Genomic DNA, 25,047 nt, shown 5'->3' with positions numbered 1-25,047 from the left:
CTAACGGACTTATACACATTGCCACTTTACTCAGTGTTTTTGACTAATTTCATTTTAATATAAATAAAGCATAAATCTTGCCACTTTTAAGTTTACGCCTTTAGTTTTTTATAAAATCACTATAAAAACGACTAATTAATACAAAAAAACAATTTAACAACGCATTAAATTATTTAACTAACCTTATGAAATAAAATAATAAATCAATATGAACCACCCTATTAAATCCAACATACCTCCCAACTTCTTCGATGCGATCAATTTGTATTCATTGCTATTCATTAGTATGCTCTTGTAGTGACAATCTGATTTTAAAGTCAGAAATAAGTCCTTTATTAATCGCATCAACGTGGCAATAAATTGCCTAGTAATAACATCTATTCATGACGAATTATTAATTAGATTTAATAACGATGTTTTACATCTATTTATGATGATAATTGTGCTAGTCCGTATATAATGCCGCGCATTTTTATATGATATGTATTAACCTAATTTAATGAGTACAAACATGCTAATTGCCGACATTTCCATCTCCCCTAAAATAATCTTCACGCTCTGTTTAATCGTCGGGGTTTGGGTGCTTAAAAATATCTGGATTTTTTTTATTCGGCATAATAAGCAACAGTTAGAAGAACGTCATAAAAACTGGATCAGCGTTGTTCGAAATTTATGTAATTTAGCATTAGCAATCGGTATTGCAGTTGTTTGGTTATCAGAACTACAAAACTTTGCTATTTCCGTTGCGGCATTTACCGTTGCGATTGTGATTGCAACCAAAGAGCTATTACAATGTTTTTTAGGCTTTATTTCCTGGGTTACAAACCGTTCTTTTCGTGTTGGTGACTGGATTGAAATTAACCATCATTGTGGGGAAGTAGCAGATATCGATTGGATAAAAATTCGCTTACTGGAAGTTGATCTAGAAAATGGTTATGCCTATACAGGTAAATCTATCTCTATTATGAACAGTGAATTGCTTACTAAATCGGTCATTAACCTTAACTTTATGCGCCGTTATGTGATGCATAGTTTCTCGATTTACCGCAGTGATGAAGTTAACTTATTTGAACTTAAACAACCCATTATTGATGTTATTAATGAATTAATCAGTCCCTTTCAAGATGTTGCATCTCGCTATTCTAACTTAATCAGTAAGCGACTAGAGATCGAAGCCACATCGACGGATCCATTTGTTTATATTCATACGACAGACACTAACTTTCAAGTAGCCTCAATTACCATATTCTGCCCAACGGAAGAAGCACATCCATTGGAACAAACGATCACAGAACAATTTATGGTACTTTGGTATGAAAAATATAAAAGCCAAAAAGATCGCCTAGCCTTAAGCTAAGACTCTCCGGCTTTGACTAAACTATAGGCAGTCAATGGATCGATTTGAGGTATAAGTGCGGCAACAGCATTAATGGCTTCGATTGACGTACTTTTTTTACGATAACTCAAATAAATAGGACGATCCCAATTCAAGCTATTTTCAACTAATTGTAATTGACCTGAATTCAAAAATGGCTCAACAAGTGAAACGGGTAAGTAAGCACTCCCTCCTTTTTCTAAGATAAAATCTAATGCAATTCGGCCGGTAGATGTTCTTAGAAAAGGGGCCGTTTTTTGAGGATGACGATGCCCATGCTCTAAAGAAAAAGCCGTCCCCCAATCAACATAAACATATTTTTCTAACAAGGCAGTTTCCACATTACATACCGTTGTCGAAACGAGTACTAATCTTAAATTTGCAATTTTTTTACATTCTAATTCATCAACTTTTAAGGGATCAAACGCAAATGCAATATCTAATGTACGCTCTATTAAAGCGCGGTTGATTTGTTCACGACTTAATACTTCAGCATTAAAACCATATCCAGTAAATTTATCGGTCACGATACTTAAACAATTTTGTAAATAAGCGTCCCAAATATTAGGCGTGCCACCCATACTTAATTGTAGAATTTTGGACTCTTGAAGAGATAACTCGTATTTCGCTTGTTGTAACGTGGATACCATCACCTCCGCATAACCAATCAATCGCTCACCTGAAGATGTAAGCTTTATATTATTGCGTTCACGGGTAAATAAAACGGTACCAAAATAAGCCTCAAGCTGCTTAATTCTGGCACTGACGGCAGCTTGAGTAATATGTTGGTTTTCAGCAGTACGACCAAAATGCCGAACGCGTGCCACTTCTAAAAACGTACTTAATAATCTTATATCCAAAATACTTTCTCTTTATTTCTATAAAGTTAACGTATTTATTAAATAGAAAATTAAACCAAAAAGATAGCACCGAGACCAAGAAACACGAGAAAACCAATAACATCGGTTACCGTTGTTAAGATAACCGAACCTGCGACGGCCGGATCTATTTTAAGTTTATTTAACACAAATGGAATCAAGGTTCCCGATAAAGCAGCGGCTAAACTATTTATCCAAATTGCACAGAAAATGATTAATGATAAACTTAAGGAATCAAAAATAACATAAACAATCCCTGCAATCGCCGCTCCCATAATTATCCCATTCAAACAGGCAATTTTGACTTCTTTGTTAATCAATAAATTCAAGTTACTTTGATGTAAGTGATTTAATGCAATACCACGTAATGCTACTGCAAGCGTCTGACTACCCGCAATACCGCCCATACTGGCAACAACCGGCATTAGAATCGCCAATGCGACAACTTGATCGACCACATTTTCAAAGACACCAATAATAGCCGATGCAATAAAGGCAGTAAGTAAATTAATCACTAACCATAATCCACGTAAACGCGCCGCCACTTTCAGCGGTGTAAACAAATCTTCTTCACTACCGACACTTTCACTCACAACGGATTGTAAACTCAGTTCTCTTAATGTTAATGCGATGGTTGTCATGGACATAACCCCCATAATTTTTCCTTCCGATAAAACCGGAAACCAATTTACATTACCATCGATAGAAACCTGTTTACAGACTTCATAAATATCTTGGCGATCATCCAAAACAGGTGTCACGATGACAAGCTCTTTTAAACGTACTGCATGTTCATGCACTAACAAAGTTTCAGGATCAACCGTGCCAATAATACCCGAAGCATCTCGAACAATAATTAAGCGAATAGGAACGTCAACTTGCTTTAAAATTTCGTTTTTAATGCGTCCGACGCTATTTTTAGCATTGGCAACAAGAAAGCAAGGCTCACCATAACGTCCCACTTGATCGTCATCATAGGATAATGCTTGTTGAACATGTGCAACGGTTGCTGCACTTTGAGAGAGAAGAAACTCATCAACAAAATCATCGGCGAGAAAATCAGCAAAAGCAATCACATCATTTTCAGTAATAAAAACGAGCCTTTCTGTTGCTAACGCTTCAGATAATGACTGATGTACATGCTTTGCTGTTTCAAATTTAAGGAAATTAAGTAGTACCCAATAACGTGGCGCGGGAATAACTTCAATAATTAACCGTCTATATTGATCATTAACAGATTCTAAAATATTAGCTAAATCAGCTTCTTGATAATTTTGAAGAAAATGAATATCTTCTTCAGCTTCGATGGCATTAATTATATTGGCTAATAATTCGGAACTATCTTCCACCAAGGGCAATCGGTTAATGTCTGTCATGTCATTTATCCTGGACTTGTATCCGTTGATTCTTCTAATAATGTAAACGCACGGCTGGGATCAACATAAACACGCTCTCCCATACCTTCTCTACCGAGTAACATGAGGTAACTCATTTCTTCCCGATTCGTCAAGCTGATTTGAATAGGCCAAGTACGTCCCCCAAGACTAAAAAGTGTTTGAATAACATAACGCTGTTCTGATCCACCATTAGAAGACTTGATCTTTCTCGAATCAACTACAGGTGCCGATGTTTTGACAGTTTGCCCGATGTTATAAATATCCGGATGCAAATCAAACTCAACGTAAAGCTGGCCTTTTTTACGAAACCGGCGAATATTATCAACGTGCATCGACGACGTTTTTGCGCCGGTATCAACACGTACCTCTAAATCAAAAATCCCCAGATCGGGTAAACTGCACAATTCCAGATTACCAATCAACAATCGATCCATTAACTCAGTCATTCGTTTTTACCTGTCACTATAAAATAACGGAATCATTCATTATTTCAATGAGTTCTGCTACATCATCTTCATCTTTACCAAAGTAACCGATATGAAACATCGCATCCCCTTCCTGTACCAATGGAATGTTTTGTTTACCAATAATAATGCCTGAACGTGTTGAAATAACCTTTTTAATTAAATGTCCTAGGGATGAGTTAATTTCAGCCAATACCTGCCCTCTTTCAACTTGATCACCTAATTTAACAAATTCGCGTACAAAGCCACTTCCAGCAGCCCTTATCCATTCACTTTTATTCGCAACAAAAGGAACATTTTTACGCTGTCCAGTCCGCCTTTTTGCTAATAACCCTAAACTACGTAATACCTTCTGTACGCCTTTAAAACCAACTTGAATCGACAACTCATCAAAACGTAAGGCTTCACCTGCTTCATACAATAAAATACGCGTGTCGTTACTGGTTGCACATTCACGTAATGACCCATCACGCAGTACGGAGTTAATTAATACTGGCACATCAAATGCTTCAGCTAGCTTTAACGTCACATCATCACTCAAATCAGCCCGAATCTGTGGCAAATTAGAACGATGTATTGCGCCGGTGTGTAAATCAATTCCATAATCACAGTGCTTTACGATATTCTGCATAAAGTTATAAGCAAGTCGTGCTGCTAAGGAACCTTTAACCGAACCAGGAAAACATCGGTTTAAATCACGACGATCAGGTAAATAACGACTCTGGTTAAGCACCCCATAAACATTAACCATTGGTACTAAAATCAATGTCCCTCGGATAATATTGAGATTTGCTTCAATTAATCGCCTGATGATCTCAATACCGTTAATTTCATCGCCATGAATAGCCGCCGACACAAAAACCGTTGGCCCTTTGCGTAATGAACGTTGAATATGAACGGGTATCGAAAGTTCAGTATCGGTATATAACCTTGCAACGGGTATATTCAATTGCCGTTTTTCACCTGGCTCGATATCAATTCCAGCTATTGTCATTGTTGATGGCATCATCCTTTTCCTTTTGTTTTGGTAGCATTAGGTTTCGCATTTTTTTCAATAAAATCAAAAATCATTGCTGCGACATCTTTACCTGTTGCATTCTCAATCCCTTCTAAACCCGGCGATGAATTCACTTCCATCACAACAGGTCCACTATTCGACTGCAGAATATCAACACCACACAAATTCAATCCCATTGCTTTTGCTGCATTAACGGCAGTTAAGCGTTCTTCTTTGGTTAAACGAACCAATTTAGCGGAACCACCACGGTGTAAATTAGAACGGAATTCACCTTCACCCGCTTGGCGCTTCATAGCAGCGATAACACGGTTACCAACAACAAAGCAACGAATATCAGCTCCGCCTGCTTCTTCAATAAACTCTTGAACAAGAATATTGGCTTTTAATCCCATAAAAGCTTCAATAACACTTTCAGCTGCTTTATTGGTTTCGGCTAATACTACGCCGATCCCTTGCGTTCCCTCGAGCAGTTTAATCACAAGCGGCGCACCACCGACGTTTTTAATTAGATCTTGTATCTTATCGGGTTTACTTGCAAAACCGGTACGAGGAAGACCAATTCCTTTACGAGAAAGCAATTGCAATGAACGCAATTTATCACGAGAACGACTAATCGCAACGGATTCATTAACACAAAAAGTCCCCATCATTTCAAACTGACGAACCACGGCAGTACCATAAAAGGTAATGGAAGATCCAATACGTGGAATAACAGCATCATACATTGGCAAATCTTCACCGTTATAACGAACCTTAGGATTACTACTGGTAATATCCATATAGCAATGCAACGTATCGATAATATCGATTTGATGCCCAAGAGCTTCACCGGCTTCTTTAAGACGGCGAGTCGAATATAAAGACTCATTACGTGACAAAATAGCAATACGCATAATAATTTCCAATTATGTAAAATGAATAGTTAACTTCAATTAAATGAGGCGCGAAATTAATCTTAAATACTGAAAAATGAAAGCAAAATAAATCTATCTTGACGACAAATATAATTAATGGTTTTGGTAACCATTGATAATATTCACCGACATCAAGTATCCCCCTACATAATGCTTAATAATAGTTTAAAAAAATAAAATTTAATTGATGATCAATGAGTCAGTGATGGGAAAGTAAATGGAATAAATAATGAAATAAGAAGGTGAAAGATACAAATAATGTGGATAGTAGATTTAATTTTATTAACTATTTGTTTAACTAATCTCGCCATTACCAATCAAGACACACTTTTCGGTCACTCGATTGAATGCTAAGACAAGAAACAACATGATGGCATTGGGTAATAAATTACTTTACAATAAGCGTCTTTAAAAATCCCCTTAGTTCAGCTGGATAGAACAAGGACCTCCTAAGTCTTAGACGTGAGTTCGAATCTCGCAGGGGATACCAACCAATATTAACACCATTATCTACCCACTATGTTGATCAAATGGATAGATAATGCATCTACGATTGACTAATCTTTCTTTTTGCGACGCATAGGTGTGAAGCCAATTTCTTGTGCTTCATGAAAGATTTTGTTCGGTGCTTTTTTCACTTTCTGAACTTTTTTAGCGACTTTCTTTTTAGAACCTTGGTTAGTATGTTTACCTTGCGTTGATTTAACTTTTTTCTCTTTTAAACCATTAAATTTAGGGTTAATTCCTTCAACGCGCTCAAAGTTGATATTTTGTTGAACAAAGGCTTCAACTTTCTTGAAATTAACCCAATCTTTAGGGCCAATAATAGAAATAGCATTCCCTTTTTCGCCTGCTCGACCAGTACGCCCAATACGATGAATGTATTCTTCGGTATGCTTAGGAATATCAAAATTAATAACGTGACTCACATTTAAAAGATCTAATCCACGAGATGCAATATCAGTAGTAACAAGAATCTGTTCTTTCCCACGGGAAAATGAATCCATTATTTGATTACGTTTGTTTTGTGATAGATCACCGTGTAATGCAACCGTACTCAACCCTTTTTCCTGTAACACTTCGCTTAAACGTTCAGTATCTTTGCGCGTCGCAGTAAAAATAATAGCCTGTTTAATCGTTTCATTTTTTATAAAATGAAACAGTAATTTTTCTTTTTGATTAAGGTTATCTGCTAAATAAAATTGTTGAGTAATTTCACTGTGCTGTTGGTTTTCATCACCAATTGCAATACGAACCGGAGCCTTAAGTAATTCAGCCGCGAATTCATTCACTTCAGCATGTCCTAATGTTGCAGAAAAAAGCAGCGTTTGACGCAGGCGATGATTGGCCTGTTCATTGACGGCTTTTAATTGTTCTGCAAACCCTAAATCAAGCATACGATCTGCTTCATCTAAGATCAGTAATTCTAACCCGTTAAGGTGTAGGAGTCCTTTCTTTAAATGATCAACGATCCGTCCTGGTGTACCAACGACAAATTGAGGATCTTTATCAAGGGCTTTTACTTGATCATTAAAGTTTTCACCCCCCAATACTAAGGTTGATTTCAAACTCGTATTAGAAATAAGCAAACGCAATTGTGCATAAACCTGTTTTGCAAGCTCTCGTGTCGGCGTTAAAATCAACACACGAGGATCGCGCTTAGTTAACGCTCGTGTTTTGAGTACACGCTGCATTGCTGGTAATAAAAATGCTAATGTTTTACCTGAGCCTGTTTTTGATGATGCAAGTAGATCTTTTCCTGCCACTGCGATAGGAATAGCGTTGGCCTGAATGTCAGTCGTTTCAGTAAACCCTAGGTGAGATAATGAAATAATTAAACGGCGATCAAGAGGTAAATCATCAATGAGCAAAGGATTCTCCATATAATAGGTAAGGGGTAAATAAAAATTAACAGGAGTATACCCAAGCCACTTAAAGATGCAACAAAGAGCGAGCTAATAATTGGTTAAATTTCAGACAGAAAATAAATTAGAATTAAGTGAGGTAAATGGTCAAAGGTATCAATAATAAAGAGCCAATAATTTTGGCCCTTTATTGTTTGTTATTTAAACGAGACTAAATAGCGCTTAATCCCATTTCAAAAATCAATTTTTCTGCGGTACAGTCAAAAGTGAGCGTCAAATTAATATGCTCGCCATCAGCATCGGTGGATGCTTCTTTATTCACAACAACTTCAGGAAAACGTGCTTTAGCTGCATCAATATATTTCTGCGCTAATTGTTCTACACTCGCTTTATCAGCACCGGTAAAGGGTAAAACTAACACATCATCATCATCGGAGATTACGCTACCTAATTCAACGATAGAACCACACGCTTCACAAACATCAACGGTAGTTTCATTAGGGTTATTATTTTCTTGAGACATACAAACCTCTTCTTATTTAGAATCTAAAATAATACTGCACTTTATGAAAAAAAAAGGCAATAACAATTATCACCTTTTTTATATGGTCTTTATTCCCCCATTACAATTAAGATGAAAATTCATATTAAAGAGTAACCGGCTGAAGTCTATGCATTAGGAAATTTTGTCAATTTCCAAATTGTAGAAACATAATCTTCAATAGAACGGTCAGAATTAAATTTGCCCATTGCACCAGAGTTTAAAATGGCTTTTTCAGCCCATAAAGACGGATCACGGTAAGTATCATCAATTTTTTGGTGCGCATTACAATAAGAATCGTAATCTGCTAAGCATAAATACTCATCGCCCCAATCTAACAAACTGCGTTTAATATCAGATAATGCACCTGGCGCTCCCGGCGTAAAGAAATCAGAATCAAGCCAATCAAGCACTGATTTTAACTCTGGATTATTATAGTAATAATCATAAGGGTTATAACCTTGGGCTTTTAATGCTTTTACTTCGGCAACACTTAAACCGAATATAAACATATGCTCCGCACCTATCTCCTCTGCCATTTCGATATTTGCACCGTCCATCGTACCAACAGTTAACGCACCATTTAGCGCCAACTTCATATTACCAGTACCGGATGCCTCTAGCCCCGCCGTTGAAATTTGTTCTGAAATATCCGCAGCAGGAATCATTTTCTCAGCCAGTGAAACACGATAATTTGGTAAGAACACAACTTTTAACTTACCTTTGATACGCGCATCATTATTAACTTTATCGGCAATTTTATTCAATGCAAAAATAATTTGTTTAGCCATATGGTAGCCCGGTGCAGCTTTCGCACCGAACAGGAATACACGAGGCACCATATCGTAATCAGGGTTTGCTAATAAGCGTTTATACAAGGTTAAAATATGAATTAAATTTAATTGTTGACGTTTGTATTCATGAAGACGTTTAATTTGCACATCAAAAATCGCATCGGCAGACACTTCAACACCGGTTAAATCTTTAATTATTTTAACCAGTTCAAGTTTATTATCTTTTTTAATCGCCATAAAACGTTTTTGCAAAGCGACATCTTTCGCCTTTGGTAAAATACCGCGTAATTTATCAAGATTTACAACCCAATCACCTCCCACCTCGTTATCGTATAATTCAGCCAGTTTTGGATTACAAGCTTTAAGCCAACGACGCGGCGTGATCCCATTAGTCACATTCACTAATTTTTCCGGGAACATTTCATGGAATTCAGGGAAGAGGTCAGTTTTTACTAATGCGGAATGCACTGCAGCAACACCGTTTACTTTGTATGAAGTGATCACACATAAATTTGCCATACGAACCATACGAGGACCATGTTCATCAATAATCGATAATATTGCTTTTTTCTGGTCGTCTCCTGGCCATTTTTTTTCCACTAATTGTAAAAATTCGCGATTAATTTCGTAAATAATTTCAAGATGGCGTGGCAATACTTTTTCAAATAATCCGACCGACCACTTTTCTAAGGCTTCAGGTAGTAAAGTGTGGTTAGTATACGCAAAGACTTCTTGACAGATCCCCCAAGAAAAGTCCCAATCTAAACGCTCTTCATCTACTAAAATCCGCATTAATTCAGGAATTGCGATAGTTGGATGCGTATCATTTAATTGAATTGCGACTTTTTCTGGTAGTTTTGACCAATCACTGTTAGCACGTTTAAAACGACGTAAAATATCTTTCACTGAACAGGCGCAAAAGAAATATTGTTGGATTAAACGTAGTTCTTTCCCTTTATCCGTTGAATCATTTGGATAAAGTACGCTTGATACTGTTTCAGCTTCTGCTTTTTCGATTTGAGAATCAACATATCCACCGGCATTAAACACATCCCAATCAAAGGCATCATGGGCACGACTTTCCCATAAACGTAAAATATTAACAGTTTTAGCACCATAACCTACGATGGGAATATCCCATGGCACACCTTTAAGTTGTTGTCCCGCATGCCATTTTTTATAAGAGCTGCCATCATCTTCAAACACCGTTTCGACATACCCATATAAAGGAACTTGTTGAATTGACTCTGGACGGCAGATTTCCCACGGATTACCATATTCACGCCATGTATCAGGACGTTCGATTTGATGTCCATCTTGAAATGACTGCGCAAATAGACCGTGTTCATAATGAATACCATAGCCAATTGCAGGGTAACCTAGTGTTGCTAATGAATCGATAAAGCAAGCCGCTAAACGCCCTAGCCCACCATTACCAAGCGCCATATCAGGCTCTTCATCGCATATTTCATAAATATCTTTACCCAGATTTTTTAAGGCATCCTGCGCAACAGTAAATAACTCTAAGTTATGTAAGTTGTTGGACAGCAAACGCCCCATTAAAAATTCCAAAGATAAGTAATTGACAGCACGCGTATCGTGTCCTGCATGATTTTTTTGCGTCTCGGTTAAGTTTTCAAATACCAACTCATTAATGGCTAAACACGTTGCATTCCACCAGGCTTTGTTATTCGCCTTTGCTTTAGACGTTGCTAGGCCCTTTCGTAAACGATCAACAATAGCTTGTTCCATTTTTTCGCTTGTACATTGGACAGCTGATGTGATTGTTTGAGTTGATTCGATGTCTTTTACTGAAGTTTTTTTAGTGGCCATGATGTCCCCATTTATTAAAATTAATCGCAAAAACACGCTTAAACTGTATTCTTACCACTGTTAAATATTGAGTGACAGGTTTGTGCAAAATGATATCTACACTACTTTTGCCGCTTATGACTAAACCCATAACGTTTCAATTCGCTAATGGTGTATTCCTTTGCATGTGATAATTTTATCAAATGTTAATTATACAATAGACTAATTTAAAATTAACCGCTTATCCATTATCTACTCATCCCCATCGTTTAGCTATAAACATAATTAAAATACAATACAAAGATAATGATGTTTATTTCACTTATGTCCACTACCATCATATTGTGGAATGTCTTGGGATCAAAACGAATTCCAAATAAAGACTAGTTAATTAACAATGATTATAGATATAAAAAAATCTGTATCAGTAAAAAATATTTTCTACCTTTACAGATTTTTAAGTATTTAAATTTATTAACGAAAATTGATATCGCTGTTAATTATAGCCCTGCTTTTGCAAACGCCTGCGCTACAATTTCTTGCGCTTCTTTTTGAATCAAAGCAATGTGCTCTTCACCAATAAAAGATTCTGAATAAATTTTATAAATATTCTCAGTACCCGATGGGCGTGCCGCAAACCAACCATTCTCGGTGGTGACTTTCAATCCACCAATTGCTGCGCCATTTCCAGAAGCATGGGTAAGTTTTTCAAGAATTTTTTCACCCGCTAAGGTATCAGCCTCAACCATATCTGGGCTTAAATTTGCTAATACAGCTTTTTGCTCTGGCGAAGCTGGTGCATCGAAACGTTGATAAATTGGAGAACCAAATTTTTCGGTAAAGGCAGCATAGTGCTCACCAGGATCTTTCTTTGTAACCGCAATAATTTCAGCGGCTAATAACGCTAAAATAATGCCGTCTTTATCGGTGCTCCAAACGGTACCATCTTTACGTAAAAAAGAAGCGCCTGCACTTTCTTCGCCACCAAAACCAAAGCTTCCATCAAATAATCCATCAACAAACCATTTGAAACCCACTGGTACTTCTGACATTTTTCGTCCTAACTGACCAACCACACGGTCAATCATCGAACTTGATACTAATGTTTTACCAACGATAGCATCTTTAGACCACCCTTCACGGTGCGTAAATAAATACTCAATAGCCACTGCAAGGTAATGATTTGGGTTTAACAGTCCTGAACTTTTAGTGACAATACCATGACGATCGTAATCAGGATCATTAGCAACTGCGACATCAAATTTATCTTTCAGCTTAATTAATCCAGCCATTGCATAAGGAGATGAACAATCCATGCGAATTTTGCCGTCTTTATCTAGGGTCATAAAAGAAAAAGTCGGATCAACACGATCATTAACAACTTCAATATCTAACCCGTATGTTTTAGCAATCACAGGCCAATAGGCAACGCCCGAACCACCCAAAGTATCAACACCGATTTTTATGCCTGCTTTGGCAATCGCATCAAGATCTAATACATTTTTCAAATCGTCTACATACGGTTGAATGTAATCATATTGCTCAACGAATTCAGATTCCATTGCTTCTTGGAAGTCCCATTGTTCAATATCATCAAAATTATCGTTTAGGATCTCATTGGCACGATCTTGAATAATTTTTGTAACATCACTATCGGCAGGTCCACCATTAGGTGGGTTATATTTAAAACCACCATCTTCAGGTGGATTATGAGAAGGGGTAATCACAATACCATCAGCTAAGGCATCGGGGTTGGCCTTATTATATTGTAAAATAGCATGTGAAATAACTGGCGTTGGCGTAAACCCGCCATTTTCTTGAACAATCACTTTAATACCGTTTGCTACCAGTACTTGTACTGCAGAAACAAAAGCAGGCTCAGACAATGCGTGTGTATCTTTACCAATAAACATAGGCCCGGTATAGCCCTGTTTAATTCGATACTCAGCTAACGCTTGGCTAATAGCTAAAATATGTAATTCGGTGAATGCATTCTTAAATGAACAACCGCGATGTCCTGAAGTACCAAATGCCACTTGCTCACTTGCCACACTGACATCGGGAATATTAACGTAATATGCTGAAACTAACTTAGGAATATCAACTAAATCTTCTACTTGCGCAAGCTCCCCTGCTCTAGGATGAATTGCCATAATAATTTCTACCTCAAAAGTATAAAGAAAGTGCTTTGTCCGCACGTTTTTTTGAAAATAACTTACTATTTACGTTGTCTAAATTTCGTCTTTAATTCGTTCTATCAAGTGATGTGGATACCCCATCGAAGCCATCATTTGCGTTAAAATAATTCGTTTACGTCCAGTATTTGCATTTGTGATAACCCAATACGGAGTATAAGGGATGTTATGGGGTTTACTGGCTTTTAATTGAGCTACTTCTTCTTTGTTGTCAGACGCCAATAGGGTTTCTAAATTTTGTCCTAAATAATCTCGAGTGCGTCCTCGCGTTGTATTTGCTGCAACAATAAACCCAGCTTTGTTTTCATAATACATAGCAGTCAGCATCATTTTAAACTTATTCGTTATAATCGGCTCACTTTTAAACGTCGGATCTGAAAAAAGAGCTGATACACCATTTGCTAAGGAATCGGGTAAAGAAAGGTTGTTATCGTGTTGTATGATTTCTTCTGTTGGTAATTCAGGGGGAGTAACGTCTATCAAATCATCCTTCTTTATTTCTTCAGGTTGATGACTTTCTGGGCTAATATCAGGTTGAGTTTGTTCCTGTGTCGATAAGCCAAGCAAACGACGTAAAATTTGTGATGGCGTCTCACCAAATTCTTCAATATTTGCCAATATATATTTATAAAGATCTTCTTCTATTTCAATTTTTTTCATTATTTCACCATGTGATTTTCACTTCAAAAGTTTACTGCAATGATTCAATAAAATCAAAATCACAAAAAATTTCTGTCATGTAATAAGCATGTTAAACTAAGTAATAACATCTCCGTCATTCGATTACTATATTCTCACTTAAAACGGGAACTTATGCTACTTAATTACCAACAAAAACAAATGCCTTTAAATGAATCAGATCAAAAAATAGAGAATATTTTTGTGATTCACGGTTTATTTGGCAGTTTATCCAACCTCGCCAATGTGGCGACAAGCCTTCAGAATGACTACAACATCATATCCGTTGATTTACGCAATCATGGTGATAGCCCTCATTCAGAGAGTATGTCCTATGAGGAAATGGCCAATGATATTTTTGAGTTAGCTGACACGCTTTGTATCGACAATTTTTCTATAATAGGTCACTCCATGGGCGGAAAAGTCGCAATGTACTGTGCATTGCAACGACCAGAACGCATTAATCGTTTAATCATTGCAGATATTGCGCCGGTAAAATATGGCAACACTCATCAGGATGTTTTCGACGGTCTACAAACATTAACGAAAAATCCGATAAAAAGTAGACAAGCAGCAGATGACTTATTAAGTACGACTATTCATAATGCGGGAATCCGCCAATTTTTACTTAAATCACTCGCTCGCAAAGAGGGAGTGTTCCAACTGAAATTTAACCTTGAAGGGATCATGAATAATTACTCTTCAATTATAGATTGGCCTAACATCGATGCAGTTTTTACTAAACCGGTTCTTTTCCTTAAAGGCGGTGACTCCGATTATATTTTAGAAAAATACAGCTCCTCTATTTCCCACCTTTTCCCGAATGCAAAGGCTAAAATAATCAGTAAAACAGGACATTGGCTACATGCGGATAAACCAAAAATGTTTAATCGTTTGGTCTTCAACTTTTTAAGTCAATGACCTTCCAAGCAATGATATACCCGTTACCATTCAAGATGCAGAAATCAGCAAGACGAGATGTGAGCAGATTCTAGGCATAAAGGTGAAGATCTAACGGGTTAAATCGAGACTTTATAACAACGAAGATGTTTGCCTCTCGTCTTGCCCTGCGGGTCACTAGCTCGTTTCTTATAAACCATGGCAATACTGCGTTATAACTTTCGATAAGGACTAGCCATTAAAGATGTAAAGTCTTGTTTTTACATCTACCGATAGAGGATTAACGCAGTTAATCGCTCGAAAGGTCATCATGTTACGCCTTGCCTTGGTATCCGAGCTAGTGACTGATAAACGCATCTTGATGGTAACGGGTATATATCTCTATTAAATATTTAACTTTTTATTTATGATCTACTTTTTTAATCTTAAATAATAACGGGCATAACAGCACTCAATGATAGGGATTCATATTTCCAAGTGCTTTCACTATATGTTATATTCCTCTTTTTGCAGCTCGCTTACGGTATTAACGCTATTAATACGGAGCATCTTGTTGGGCTTTCAATTGCCAACGCGATCACAAACTGCAGTCGAAAATATATAAATCGCTTGAATATAACTACTTTTAGGTAAAAGAATGGCAAAAGAAACATCTGATCGTATAACCCACGATCTTTTTGCTGATGAGGTACGTCTTGGTCGGCCTAAAAGCAACCCGCACCCTCGTAAAGTACAGCTTAAAATTAATAAGCAGAAACAAATCTTACGTGATAAGCAAAAAGGCTTAAAACGTATTGAATTAAAGGTTGATATGCAGTTATTTGAAAGTCTTAATGAGCTTTCAAAAAAACAAAACATTAGTCGTGGTGAACTAATCAACCAACTTCTACATGCACAAATAAATTAATCGTTAAAAAGGAAAAATAAAATATGGCTAGCGTAGGTATATTTTTTGGTAGTGACACGGGCAACACAGAAGCAGTTGCTGAGATGATCCAAGCCGAGTTGGGCAGCCAGCTAGTTGAAGTCAAAGATATTGCAAACAGCACAAAAGAAGAAATTGCAGAATTCAGTTTGTTGTTGTTTGGTATTCCTACTTGGTACTATGGCGAAGCTCAATGTGACTGGGATGACTTTTTCCCTGAATTAGAAGATATCGACTTCAACGATAAACTCGTTGCCATTTTTGGTTGTGGTGATCAAGAAGATTACGCAGAGTACTTTCTTGATGCAATGGGACAGCTTGGTCAAATTGTAGAAAGTAAAGGTGCTATTATAGTAGGTAATTGGCCAACAGAAAGCTACGAGTTCGAAGCTTCAAAGGCACTTGTTGATGACGATCACTTTATTGGCTTAGGCATTGATGAAGATCGTCAGCCTGAGTTGACTGAATCTCGTGTCAAAGAGTGGACTAAACAAATTTATAACGAGATGTGTTTAGCAGAGCTTGCAGACTAATTAAAAAATATAATCAAACCGTTAGGGAATGCTCATGTTTACAGAAAGTGATGCTTTAAAAGATGCTGGATTAAAAGTAACCTCACCACGCGTAAAAATTTTACGTTTGATGAAACTACCAAACAATCAACATATTAGTGCAGATGAATTATATCAAAAGCTTATCGAGCAAGGTGATGAAATTGGTGTTGCAACCGTTTATCGTGTATTAAATCAATTTGACGATGCGGGCATAGTTACTCGTCATCACTTTGAAGGTGGTAAATCAGTATTTGAGCTTTCTAGCCAACATCACCACGATCACCTTGTTTGTCTAAAATGTGGTGAAGTTATTGAGTTTACAGATGATCTAATCGAAAAACAGCAGAAACTAATCGCTGAAAAGTATGGCATAGCGCTAACTCATCACAGTTTATACCTTTACGGTGACCCGGTTGATGGTAAGTGTAATCATAAAAAATAATCCTGCTAAATCGACTTAGATTCGATTTTATACAGATAAGACTTATTAAAAAGCCCGACGTTTATTATTAAAAGTCGGGCTTTTTTTTCATAAAATCAAAATAAATACAATTAACGAATTTTACGAATTAATACTTTAGAATTGCGTTTTAAATTATATAACTCTTTTTTGGCCGCAGGTAATTCACTTATTTCAGCCAGTCTAAAACCACGTTCACGGAACCAGTGAATGCTTTGCGTTGTTAAAACAAAAATGGATTCAAGCCCCAATTTCTTTGCTCTTTTTTCAATAAAAGCAACCAAATTATCAGCACGCGCACTCCGACGATATTCAGGATGACTCACTAAACACGCTAACTCACCGACCTTTTCATCAACAAATGGATATAAAGCAGCACAACCAATAACCATGCCATCTCGTTCCACGATTTGAAAGTGCTCAATTTCGTTTTCTAGTAATTCGCGAGAACGCTTTACCAATATTCCTTGTTCTTCTAAGGGCCCAATTAAACTTAATAATCCACCAATATCATCAATGGTAGCCGTACGAATTTGTTCATAGCTTTCTTTTACTATTTGAGAGCCAATACCATCTCGCGTAAACAATTCTTTCAGTAACGCCCCATCAGTATAATAACTAATCAAATGACTCCGAGAAACACCTGCTTTACAAGCTGCAACAGCCGCACGTAAAAATTGCAATGTATCAGAAGCTTGAGCGGACTCGTTCTCCATAACCTCAATATATTGTTTTACTTGTTCGGGTAGCAATTCAGAAATAACTTCACCCTGCTCATCCAAAACACCTTGATTAGAGCAAAAACCGATGAGCTTATCGGCTTCGAGACTAATCGCAACCTGCGTCGCCACTTCCTCTGCAAGCAAATTAAACACTTCGCCCGTCACGGAATATCCCAATGGCGAAATCACAGGAATCGCCCCTAATTCTAATTGTTGCTTGATACCTGCAACGTCGATACGACGAATTTTCCCTGCATGGCAATAATCAATACCATCTTTGACACCGATTGGTTGAGCAGTAATAACATTACTGATCATGGTATGAATACCTGCGCCTTGCATTGGAGAGTTAGCTAACCCCATCGATAACCTAGCTTGTAATTCGATTTGAACGGCGCCAACAGCCTGTTTAATCAACATTAAACTCGTATCATCGGTAATACGAAGATTATTATGAAATTGACTCGTATGACCATGAAAATCAAGTTGCTTTTGTATTTGCGGTCGCACACCATGAACAAGAACAAGTTTTACACCAAGACTATTTAACAGTGCAATATCATTAATAATTGATTGGAAGTTATCGGTTTCAATTGCTTCTCCGCCAACCATTAAAACAAATGTTTTATGGCGATGTGCATTAATATAAGGTGCTGAACCACGGAACCAATTAACTAATTCTTCTGAATTTTGTACAACTTCCATTTCTTTACCTATGTGAAAAACATGATGAGGGGAAAATTCAATCGCATTTTAACAAGCACAATACATTTAGCCAATTAAAATAATGCCTTAACGATATGCGATTCTCTTATTACCTATCGCATTTTTATTACGTATCAGGCTATACATGTTCTAGAAACAACTGTCTTGGTATCTATTGCAGTGCGGAAAATAAGGACAAAATACGGGTCAAATTATGCATTAAAAGGATTCGATAAACTTATTAATTAGAAGCTCATAATCCACTTAGCAAACTTTGCATTATCCTATTTTCATAGAACAACTATCTTCGATCATCAAATATCGGCAGAGACAGTTTCCAATATATTGCCGATAAACGTAATAATAAAGTACCAGACATTGCAATGGTCATTGCGATCATCGCTTGCAAACCAAAATAGCTACAAATAACGTAAAGAATAGCGCCTAAAATAGAAGCCGTTGCGTAAATTTCCTGTTGTAAGACTAGGGGAATACGACCACTGAGCAGATCTCGAATCATACCACCGACAACTCCCGTTACGCACCCCATTACAACGGCAACGATACCACTAAAACCAAATGACAATGCTTTTTCGGCACCAACAATGGTAAAGGTGGCTAAACCAAATGCATCAATAATGGGTAATAGATAAGTTGAAAATCGATCCATTCGATGTAAACAAAAAATTGAAATTAAAACCGTCACCAGGATGACATAAAGGTACGTATTATCGAGGATCCAAAACACCGGCGTCGTTCCCATCATCATATCTCGAACAGAGCCCCCCCCTATCGCAGTAACACCCGCAAGTACAATCGTTCCAAATAGATCCATTTTTAAACGCGTGGCAACTAACACTCCCGATATTGCACAGGCTATTGTTCCGATCATATCGAATACATAAATAAAATTTTGAATCATTACAATAGAGCCTACTCACAATAAAAGAGTGCATAGTAAACTAGCCACTATTATTGTTGCAACCCTCAATTTGTCAGATAAATTAATACATTCATTTATCCCCATGATGCTTCAAGATGCACGGCATAAAATTGAAGTTTAGTGTTCTACAGTGAAATTTTATAACAAAGCAGATTGTCGTAAGCTGTCTTGCCCTATGGGGCGTAAGCTCGAAAAGAGAATAATCATTACCTTATGATACGTCTTGCACTAACATTCTGGCTTGCGCCTGTCAAAGCATCTTGAGGTAGTATGGATATAATTAATAAACAACCGTCTTTTTTACCTAAATCCAATGGAAACATATAAAGGGACATAAGAATTAATTTGTAAAATAATTAAAAGGTAATGATTCAGTTTGGTATTAGTTTGTGCAAATGATATTATTTCGCACACAAGGAACAGTTTTAAAAATAAGTATCTCAACAACATAATCAATTTCAACATAATACTGTTATTAATATGCATTATGTTTACTTTCAGATAGGTTAAATCAACTCTTTTCTGGAGGAGCAATAGTTAAAAAGCCACCTTATCTAAAACTGGTGGCTTTTTAACTATTGTAATTTGAAATACTATAAGGGAAAGTATGAAACCTAAAAATTTATTCGTCTTAATATTATCCACATCTGTCAGTTATTCAGCAATAGCAGACAACTTAGTCTTAGATATGGGAACCGGTGGTCCAACTGGCAACTATATTGCGATGGGAAAAGATATTAACAATTATTGTTCCGATGATTTGAGTATCAATATCAATGTATTAGAAAGTAATGGCAGTGTCGATAACTTACTCGGCATGTTAAACAAGAAATTTGATATTGGAATGGTTCAAAATGATGTACTTCATTATAACGCGGAGCGCTCCCCTAATAAAATAAATAGAAACAGAGTAAAAATTATTGCAGGCCTTCATGAAGAAGCTGTTCACCTGCTTATTCCGAAAGACTACAACCCCGAACCGGAAAAAGAAGGTTTATGGAGCGATATTTTTGTCCATAAAGATCAAGAGCCGCCGAAAAAATTTCAGCTTTCCATGTTAAAAGATCATGAAGTTGGAGCAACGGGTGGATCAATTGTTTCTGCCGAAGCACTTAGCTACTTTTTTGACTTGAACTTGAAAATTTATAATACCCCAATGGCGGTTAATGATACGAAACTGCCAATGGTCATTGTTGGTGGTGCTCCCTATGGACCAGTAAAAAGTTACCTTGATACTGGAAAATGGATGTTAGCGACATTAGATTATGATCTTATTGCAGCCAAAGCCCCCTTTTATAGCAATCAAACCGTTAATTATCGTATTGATGGGAAAATGCAACCTGTATCAACCTTGGGTGTTAGAGCACTACTAATCGGTAAATCCTTTAGAAATGAAAACCGAAATGCGCCGATGACTGAACTTGCTACGTGTATTTATCGTAATATTGTTGATTTAGCAGATGATAGTGAAACAAACCCGAATTGGAATAATGTCTATGAGTATATAGAAGATGGCGGTCAATCGGATTGGGCATATTTCCCGCTTGATAGCACTCAGTTAGCAGATTAACAAGGCGACGTTAAGTAAGAATTAACTAATTTATTAGGTCTAAAGTCACCGAGTAATAATATTATAATGGCTTCATTTGGAGTCATTATAATGTCAGATTCACACAGGGAATAGTTAGGCAGGCAATTAAATTGAAAATGAAGATCCACAACCGCATGTTGCCGTTGCATTTGGATTATTAACTAAAAAACGAGAACCTTCTAAACCACTTGTATAATCAACCGTACCACCAACAAGATATTGGAAGCTCATTGAATCGATAATTAATTCCACTTCGCCGTTTGCCACAACAGTGTCACCTTCATTGATTTTTTCATCAAACGTGAAACCGTATTGAAAACCAGAACAACCACCACCTGTTACGTATACCCGCAACTTTAATGCGTCATTTTGTTCCTCATCCATCAATTCTCTAACTTTATCTGCCGCGCTATCTGTAAAATTAATTGGCAGCGCCATTTCTACGTTGGATGTCATGCTAACTCCTAAAAATATATGCTAACAAATTAACTTAATCATATAAAAACGATGATTATCAAATACCATACCATTTTAGTCAAGTATTATCCAAAATATAGATAATACTAATCTGTCAGTTGTTCTTCACTATTGATTCGCACACCTGATTCACTTTCAAGAAGAGAATTCCAGTTATAACGTAATTCTAAATCATTTCGACTTGCAGAAACGTTTAACTTCAGTATCACCTCTTCTATCGTTAATTCTGCGGGCAAGTTAAATTCACCATCAATGGTTTGAAAGTATTTGAATTTAAAGGTTGAAGCTGCATCTTTATCTAATTTAGTTAATGCAATACTTTTTACTTCTTCACCTTCATGATAGGTAAAATTTAATGAAAATTTACCGGACAACAGAGGACGACCTTTTTGTGATTGCATAAGCACTAACTCATAATGCCATCCATCACCATCGACAGATTTATCAATCGAAAAAGAATAAACTTGAACACCATGAGAAAGTGATTCAGGTGAAACAACCCGTTGATAAAAATACAGTTTATTAGTCAGTGTATTAAGCTGTTCGTGAAGTACTTTATTTTCTTCTGTTAACCCTTTTATAACCTGTGCATCGGTTGATTGGGCTGCTTCAATTGATGCTAATTTATTAACGGCTTCGATTTTTTCCTGTGTTATTAATTGCAATTCAGATTTTACTGCTTTTAAAGAATTTTCAAGAATCGTTTGCTGAAAAATACCTAAAGAAAACCCTAACCACAAACACAGGGCAATAACAAAAAACCATTTAATAACACTCTTCTTTAACTGGGTCACTCTTGCTCTCTATCAGATAATCGGTTCATCGTTTTACGGGTTTTCTCTTCACGTTTCTGACGCATTGATAGCATCATAGTACGTTCTAATAATTGCGTATAAATAGGACGTCCACCAAGTGTTTGAGCAACCATTGTTGCCCCTAAACAGGTTACAATTAAGGGTAAAATCATTTCATAGTTACTAGTCATCTCAATCACTAAAAGTATACCCGTAATCGGTGCTCGTACAGTAGCGGCAAATAACCCGCCCATACCAGCAATAGCAAAAGTTCCAGGCTCCGTCACAATCTCAGGAAATAATGTATGTGCACCGACACCAAATAACATACCAAAAACAGTTCCAATCGCTAAGGTTGGAGCAAATACCCCACCGGGGGCACCGGAACTAAAACTCAATAAGGTAGTTAACACGCGGAAAATAAAAATAATAAATAACCCACCAGCCAGATATTGTCCGCCTTCAATACGAGGAATAAGTTCCAAACCACCGAAAGCAATATCAGGTTGGACAACCGTTAGTGCACCAAAAACGGCACCAAGAAACAAACCAATTGAAACAAAGCGCCAACGTCTTCCTTTATGAATTTGTAAATAAATATCAAGTGTCGATAGAATCATTTTATTAAAAAAGATCCCGACCACGCCGAAACAAAAACCAAGCACTAGATATAACCATAGGGACATTAGATCAGGATGTGCATAACGCGTCACTTCAACAACAGCATCTTGACTACTAAGTGATCGCATTACCATGGTCGCCATAACAGCACTCACAAAAACACTTTTGGTCGAAGTTAAACTGTATTTAAACTGTGAACGCATTTCTTCTATAACGAACATAATACCGGCAAGTGGTGCGTTAAACGCAGCGGCTAACCCCGCTGTCGCCCCTGCCGCTAATAATGCTTGGCTATCTTCTTTATTCACTTTAAAAACATCTGAAATCATTCGTCCGATATTAGCCCCTAATTGTACCGAGGGACCTTCTCGACCAAGCGCCATCCCGCCACCGAGCGTCAATAAACCACCAATAAATTTAACGGGCAAAACACGTTTCCAGCGTACAGGGCGCATACCTTCCATTGCCCCTTCAATTTCAGGAATACCACTCCCCCCCGCTTCAGGTGCAAATCGATGAGTGATATAAAAAGCAATGCCAACCATAATAGAAGAAATAGGCATGGCAATTAACCAAAGCGGAATGGAAGTCTCGCTATAACTTGCGACAAGCTCTGTTCGCCATTCGCCCACCCAGATAATACCATGATCAAAAAATGCTGACGTTGCTCCCGCTAAGCTGCCAATAAATACCGATAACCAAATTAACAATGCACTGCTTTTTCGTGTAAAAAAACGATTAATAAAACGTATAAAATTGTACTTAATATAGAAAGGAATAGTTCTTTTCATGTCAATTTATGCAACTAATAAAAGATTAAAGAAGATATATACCGTCAAAGCAGTAAATCAACAGAGGGTTTCATAATAAGAAAGATTAAATGTAAATAAAATAGGTGCACTAAATCAACACCTTCTCATATCGAAGATCATTATTTATTATTTTCTCTGGGAATATTGGTATATCGCGAATCTTAGCTAAGACCTAGATAAGTCGCGGTATTATAAACAAAAAAAGAGCTTAATTAAACAGCTCTACGCATGAGAATCTGTTATATTTAGGTATTAAATTAAAATTTTTTAATAATAGAATGGATGGAATTCTCATGAATAAATCTGAACAACTTTTCGAGCGAGCACAAATTGTTATTCCCGGTGGTGTCAATTCCCCCGTTCGAGCATTTAATGGGGTTGGTGGCGGTCCAGTGTTAATCGAAAAAGCACAGGGTCCCTATATTTATGATGTCGATAAAAATAAATATATCGACTATGTTGGCTCATGGGGCCCGATGATTCTTGGTCATAACCATCCAGATATTAAAGCGGCAGTATTAGCCGCAGCTGAAAATGGGTTAAGCTTTGGCGCGCCAACCGAAATTGAAATTATTATGGCTGAAAAAGTACGCAGTCTCGTACCTTCAATGGAACAAATTCGAATGGTTAGTTCCGGTACAGAAGCAACCATGAGTGCAATTCGTCTTGCGCGGGGTTATACCGGTCGAGATAAAATATTAAAATTTGAAGGTTGTTATCATGGTCATGCCGACTCTTTACTCGTCAAAGCCGGCTCAGGCGCATTAACATTAGGGCAACCAAGCTCACCAGGTATCCCCGCCGATTTTGCTAAACATACTCTAACCGCAACCTATAACGATCTTGAATCCGTACAGCAACTTTTTAATGAATATCCAGACCAAATATCATGTATTATCGTTGAACCCGTTGCTGGCAATATGAATTGTATTCTTCCTCAACCTGGCTTTTTACAGGGACTACGTGATATTTGTGATAGCAATAATGCGTTACTTATTTTAGATGAAGTCATGACCGGTTTCCGAGTCGCACTTGGTGGCGCACAAGCCTTTTACGATATCACCCCAGATTTAACCACATTAGGTAAAGTAATCGGGGGTGGAATGCCAGTGGGTGCTTTTGGCGGCCGAACCGAAATTATGCAACATATCGCACCAACAGGGCCTGTTTACCAAGCCGGTACACTCTCTGGTAACCCGATTGCAATGCATGCAGGACTGGCCGCATTAAACGCGCTGGATACCCCTGAATATGCACAACTTGCAGAAAAAACTAAAAAACTTGCCTTAGGCTTACAAAGCGTTGCGGCCGAAGCAAACATTCCATTAGCAGTTAATTATGCCGGTGGAATGTTCGGATATTTCTTTAGTGATGAAAAGCAAGTCACTAATTTCCAACAAGTTTGTGCATGTAATGTTGAACGTTTTAAGAAATTCTTTCATTTGATGCTTGAACAGGGAATTTATTTAGCCCCTTCTGCCTTTGAAGCTGGTTTCTTATCACTTGCACATAGTGACCAAGATATTGAAGATACCCTGAGTGCAGCTAAAAAAGTATTTTCTCAACTTTAATTCCACCACTAATGCATAAAAAATACACGATATGCTTATCG

At 37.2% G+C, this 25,047-nt stretch carries 22 protein-coding genes and 1 tRNA gene; 8 read left to right on the top strand and 15 right to left on the bottom strand.

Annotated elements, in window-relative coordinates; translation table 11 throughout:
* Positions 1-511: 511 nt before the first annotated feature.
* Positions 512-1,357 carry a mechanosensitive ion channel family protein gene (locus tag ACR30L_RS06025; RefSeq protein WP_435237131.1) on the top strand — a complete coding sequence of 282 codons (846 nt, stop codon included), beginning with the start codon at positions 512-514 and terminating at the stop codon, positions 1,355-1,357.
* Here ACR30L_RS06025 and ACR30L_RS06020 read toward each other — a convergent pair.
* Genes ACR30L_RS06020 through rimK form a run of 5 tightly spaced genes read right to left on the bottom strand, consistent with a single transcriptional unit; the run spans position 1,354 to position 6,025 of the window.
* The gene (locus ACR30L_RS06020) at positions 1,354-2,235 is read right to left on the bottom strand and encodes a LysR family transcriptional regulator (protein WP_435237130.1); all 882 of its coding nucleotides are present in this window, start codon (positions 2,233-2,235) and stop codon (positions 1,354-1,356) included. The genes ACR30L_RS06025 and ACR30L_RS06020 overlap by 4 nt on opposite strands.
* A 50-nt stretch (positions 2,236-2,285) precedes the next feature.
* Complete coding sequence (locus ACR30L_RS06015) at positions 2,286-3,629, bottom strand: magnesium transporter (RefSeq protein WP_435237129.1); 1,344 nt, start codon at positions 3,627-3,629, stop codon at positions 2,286-2,288.
* Positions 3,630-3,634: 5 nt separating this feature from the next.
* Positions 3,635-4,084: an ATP-dependent zinc protease family protein gene (locus ACR30L_RS06010; protein ID WP_435237128.1), complete on the bottom strand. Its 450-nt coding sequence runs from the start codon at positions 4,082-4,084 to the stop codon at positions 3,635-3,637.
* Between the two features lie 28 nt (positions 4,085-4,112).
* Complete coding sequence (locus ACR30L_RS06005) at positions 4,113-5,120, bottom strand: succinylglutamate desuccinylase/aspartoacylase family protein (RefSeq protein ID WP_435237875.1); 1,008 nt, start codon at positions 5,118-5,120, stop codon at positions 4,113-4,115.
* Positions 5,120-6,025, bottom strand: coding sequence for a 30S ribosomal protein S6--L-glutamate ligase (gene rimK / locus ACR30L_RS06000; protein WP_435237127.1), 906 nt, complete (start codon positions 6,023-6,025; stop codon positions 5,120-5,122). Before rimK ends, ACR30L_RS06005 begins: the two co-directional genes overlap by 1 nt.
* 435 nt (positions 6,026-6,460) lie before the next feature.
* Here rimK and ACR30L_RS05995 point away from each other — a divergent pair.
* A tRNA-Arg gene (locus ACR30L_RS05995) sits at positions 6,461-6,536 on the top strand.
* A gap of 67 nt (positions 6,537-6,603) precedes the next feature.
* Here ACR30L_RS05995 and ACR30L_RS05990 read toward each other — a convergent pair.
* The 5 genes from ACR30L_RS05990 to ACR30L_RS05970 form a co-directional block, all read right to left on the bottom strand.
* Positions 6,604-7,917: a DEAD/DEAH box helicase gene (locus ACR30L_RS05990; RefSeq protein ID WP_435237126.1), complete on the bottom strand. Its 1,314-nt coding sequence runs from the start codon at positions 7,915-7,917 to the stop codon at positions 6,604-6,606.
* Between the two features lie 205 nt (positions 7,918-8,122).
* A complete protein-coding gene (locus tag ACR30L_RS05985) occupies positions 8,123-8,434 on the bottom strand; it encodes a YfcZ/YiiS family protein (protein WP_435237125.1) in 312 nt (103 codons plus the stop codon).
* 146 nt (positions 8,435-8,580) lie between these two features.
* Complete coding sequence (locus ACR30L_RS05980) at positions 8,581-11,079, bottom strand: glycogen/starch/alpha-glucan phosphorylase (RefSeq protein ID WP_435237124.1); 2,499 nt, start codon at positions 11,077-11,079, stop codon at positions 8,581-8,583.
* Between the two features lie 479 nt (positions 11,080-11,558).
* Positions 11,559-13,211 (bottom strand): phosphoglucomutase (alpha-D-glucose-1,6-bisphosphate-dependent), encoded by a 1,653-nt coding sequence (gene pgm, locus ACR30L_RS05975; protein WP_435237123.1) that lies wholly within the window; start codon positions 13,209-13,211, stop codon positions 11,559-11,561.
* 78 nt (positions 13,212-13,289) lie between these two features.
* On the bottom strand, positions 13,290-13,913 hold the full coding sequence (locus ACR30L_RS05970; protein ID WP_435237122.1) for a replication initiation regulator SeqA: 624 nt from the start codon (positions 13,911-13,913) through the stop codon (positions 13,290-13,292).
* Between the two features lie 153 nt (positions 13,914-14,066).
* Between ACR30L_RS05970 and ACR30L_RS05965 the strand changes: the two genes are divergently transcribed.
* The 4 genes from ACR30L_RS05965 to fur all read left to right on the top strand — a co-directional run bounded on the left by ACR30L_RS05965 (position 14,067) and on the right by fur (position 16,752).
* The gene (locus ACR30L_RS05965; protein WP_435237121.1) at positions 14,067-14,852 is read left to right on the top strand and encodes an alpha/beta fold hydrolase; all 786 of its coding nucleotides are present in this window, start codon (positions 14,067-14,069) and stop codon (positions 14,850-14,852) included.
* Positions 14,853-15,468: 616 nt separating this feature from the next.
* A complete protein-coding gene (gene ybfE / locus ACR30L_RS05960) occupies positions 15,469-15,738 on the top strand; it encodes a LexA regulated protein (protein ID WP_435237120.1) in 270 nt (89 codons plus the stop codon).
* A gap of 23 nt (positions 15,739-15,761) precedes the next feature.
* Entirely contained in the window at positions 15,762-16,289 is a 528-nt protein-coding gene (gene fldA, locus ACR30L_RS05955) for a flavodoxin FldA (RefSeq protein ID WP_435237119.1), read from the top strand.
* Positions 16,290-16,323: 34 nt separating this feature from the next.
* Positions 16,324-16,752: a ferric iron uptake transcriptional regulator gene (fur, locus tag ACR30L_RS05950; RefSeq protein ID WP_435237118.1), complete on the top strand. Its 429-nt coding sequence runs from the start codon at positions 16,324-16,326 to the stop codon at positions 16,750-16,752.
* A 110-nt stretch (positions 16,753-16,862) separates the two neighbouring features.
* Here fur and argA read toward each other — a convergent pair whose 3' ends face one another.
* Together argA and ACR30L_RS05940 are read right to left on the bottom strand one after the other, a co-directional pair.
* Positions 16,863-18,197, bottom strand: coding sequence for an amino-acid N-acetyltransferase (gene argA, locus ACR30L_RS05945; protein ID WP_435237117.1), 1,335 nt, complete (start codon positions 18,195-18,197; stop codon positions 16,863-16,865).
* A 301-nt stretch (positions 18,198-18,498) separates the two neighbouring features.
* Positions 18,499-19,116 (bottom strand): trimeric intracellular cation channel family protein, encoded by a 618-nt coding sequence (locus ACR30L_RS05940; RefSeq protein ID WP_435237874.1) that lies wholly within the window; start codon positions 19,114-19,116, stop codon positions 18,499-18,501.
* 631 nt (positions 19,117-19,747) lie between these two features.
* Here ACR30L_RS05940 and ACR30L_RS05935 point away from each other — a divergent pair.
* Complete coding sequence (locus tag ACR30L_RS05935; protein WP_435237116.1) at positions 19,748-20,710, top strand: TAXI family TRAP transporter solute-binding subunit; 963 nt, start codon at positions 19,748-19,750, stop codon at positions 20,708-20,710.
* A gap of 126 nt (positions 20,711-20,836) precedes the next feature.
* Here the strand turns inward: ACR30L_RS05935 and erpA are convergent, their stop codons facing one another.
* The 3 genes from erpA to clcA all read right to left on the bottom strand — a co-directional run bounded on the left by erpA (position 20,837) and on the right by clcA (position 23,414).
* Positions 20,837-21,187, bottom strand: a complete 351-nt coding sequence (erpA, locus tag ACR30L_RS05930) for an iron-sulfur cluster insertion protein ErpA (RefSeq protein ID WP_435237115.1) — start codon at positions 21,185-21,187, stop codon at positions 20,837-20,839.
* Between the two features lie 107 nt (positions 21,188-21,294).
* Entirely contained in the window at positions 21,295-22,002 is a 708-nt protein-coding gene (locus tag ACR30L_RS05925; protein WP_435237114.1) for a DUF6776 family protein, read from the bottom strand.
* Positions 21,999-23,414, bottom strand: a complete 1,416-nt coding sequence (gene clcA / locus ACR30L_RS05920; RefSeq protein WP_435237113.1) for a H(+)/Cl(-) exchange transporter ClcA — start codon at positions 23,412-23,414, stop codon at positions 21,999-22,001. Before clcA ends, ACR30L_RS05925 begins: the two co-directional genes overlap by 4 nt.
* Before the next feature lie 314 nt (positions 23,415-23,728).
* On the opposite strand from clcA, the gene hemL reads away from it, so the two are divergent.
* Positions 23,729-25,006 carry a glutamate-1-semialdehyde 2,1-aminomutase gene (gene hemL / locus ACR30L_RS05915; protein ID WP_435237112.1) on the top strand — a complete coding sequence of 426 codons (1,278 nt, stop codon included), beginning with the start codon at positions 23,729-23,731 and terminating at the stop codon, positions 25,004-25,006.
* Positions 25,007-25,047 lie beyond the last annotated feature (41 nt).

Origin of the sequence: Psychromonas saccharinae (assembly GCF_051201515.1) — a bacterium.
In the GTDB taxonomy this organism is placed as follows: Bacteria; Pseudomonadota; Gammaproteobacteria; order Enterobacterales; family Psychromonadaceae; genus Psychromonas.
Note: the sequence above shows the minus strand (reverse complement) of the source record. Positions and strands in the feature narration are given on the sequence as shown.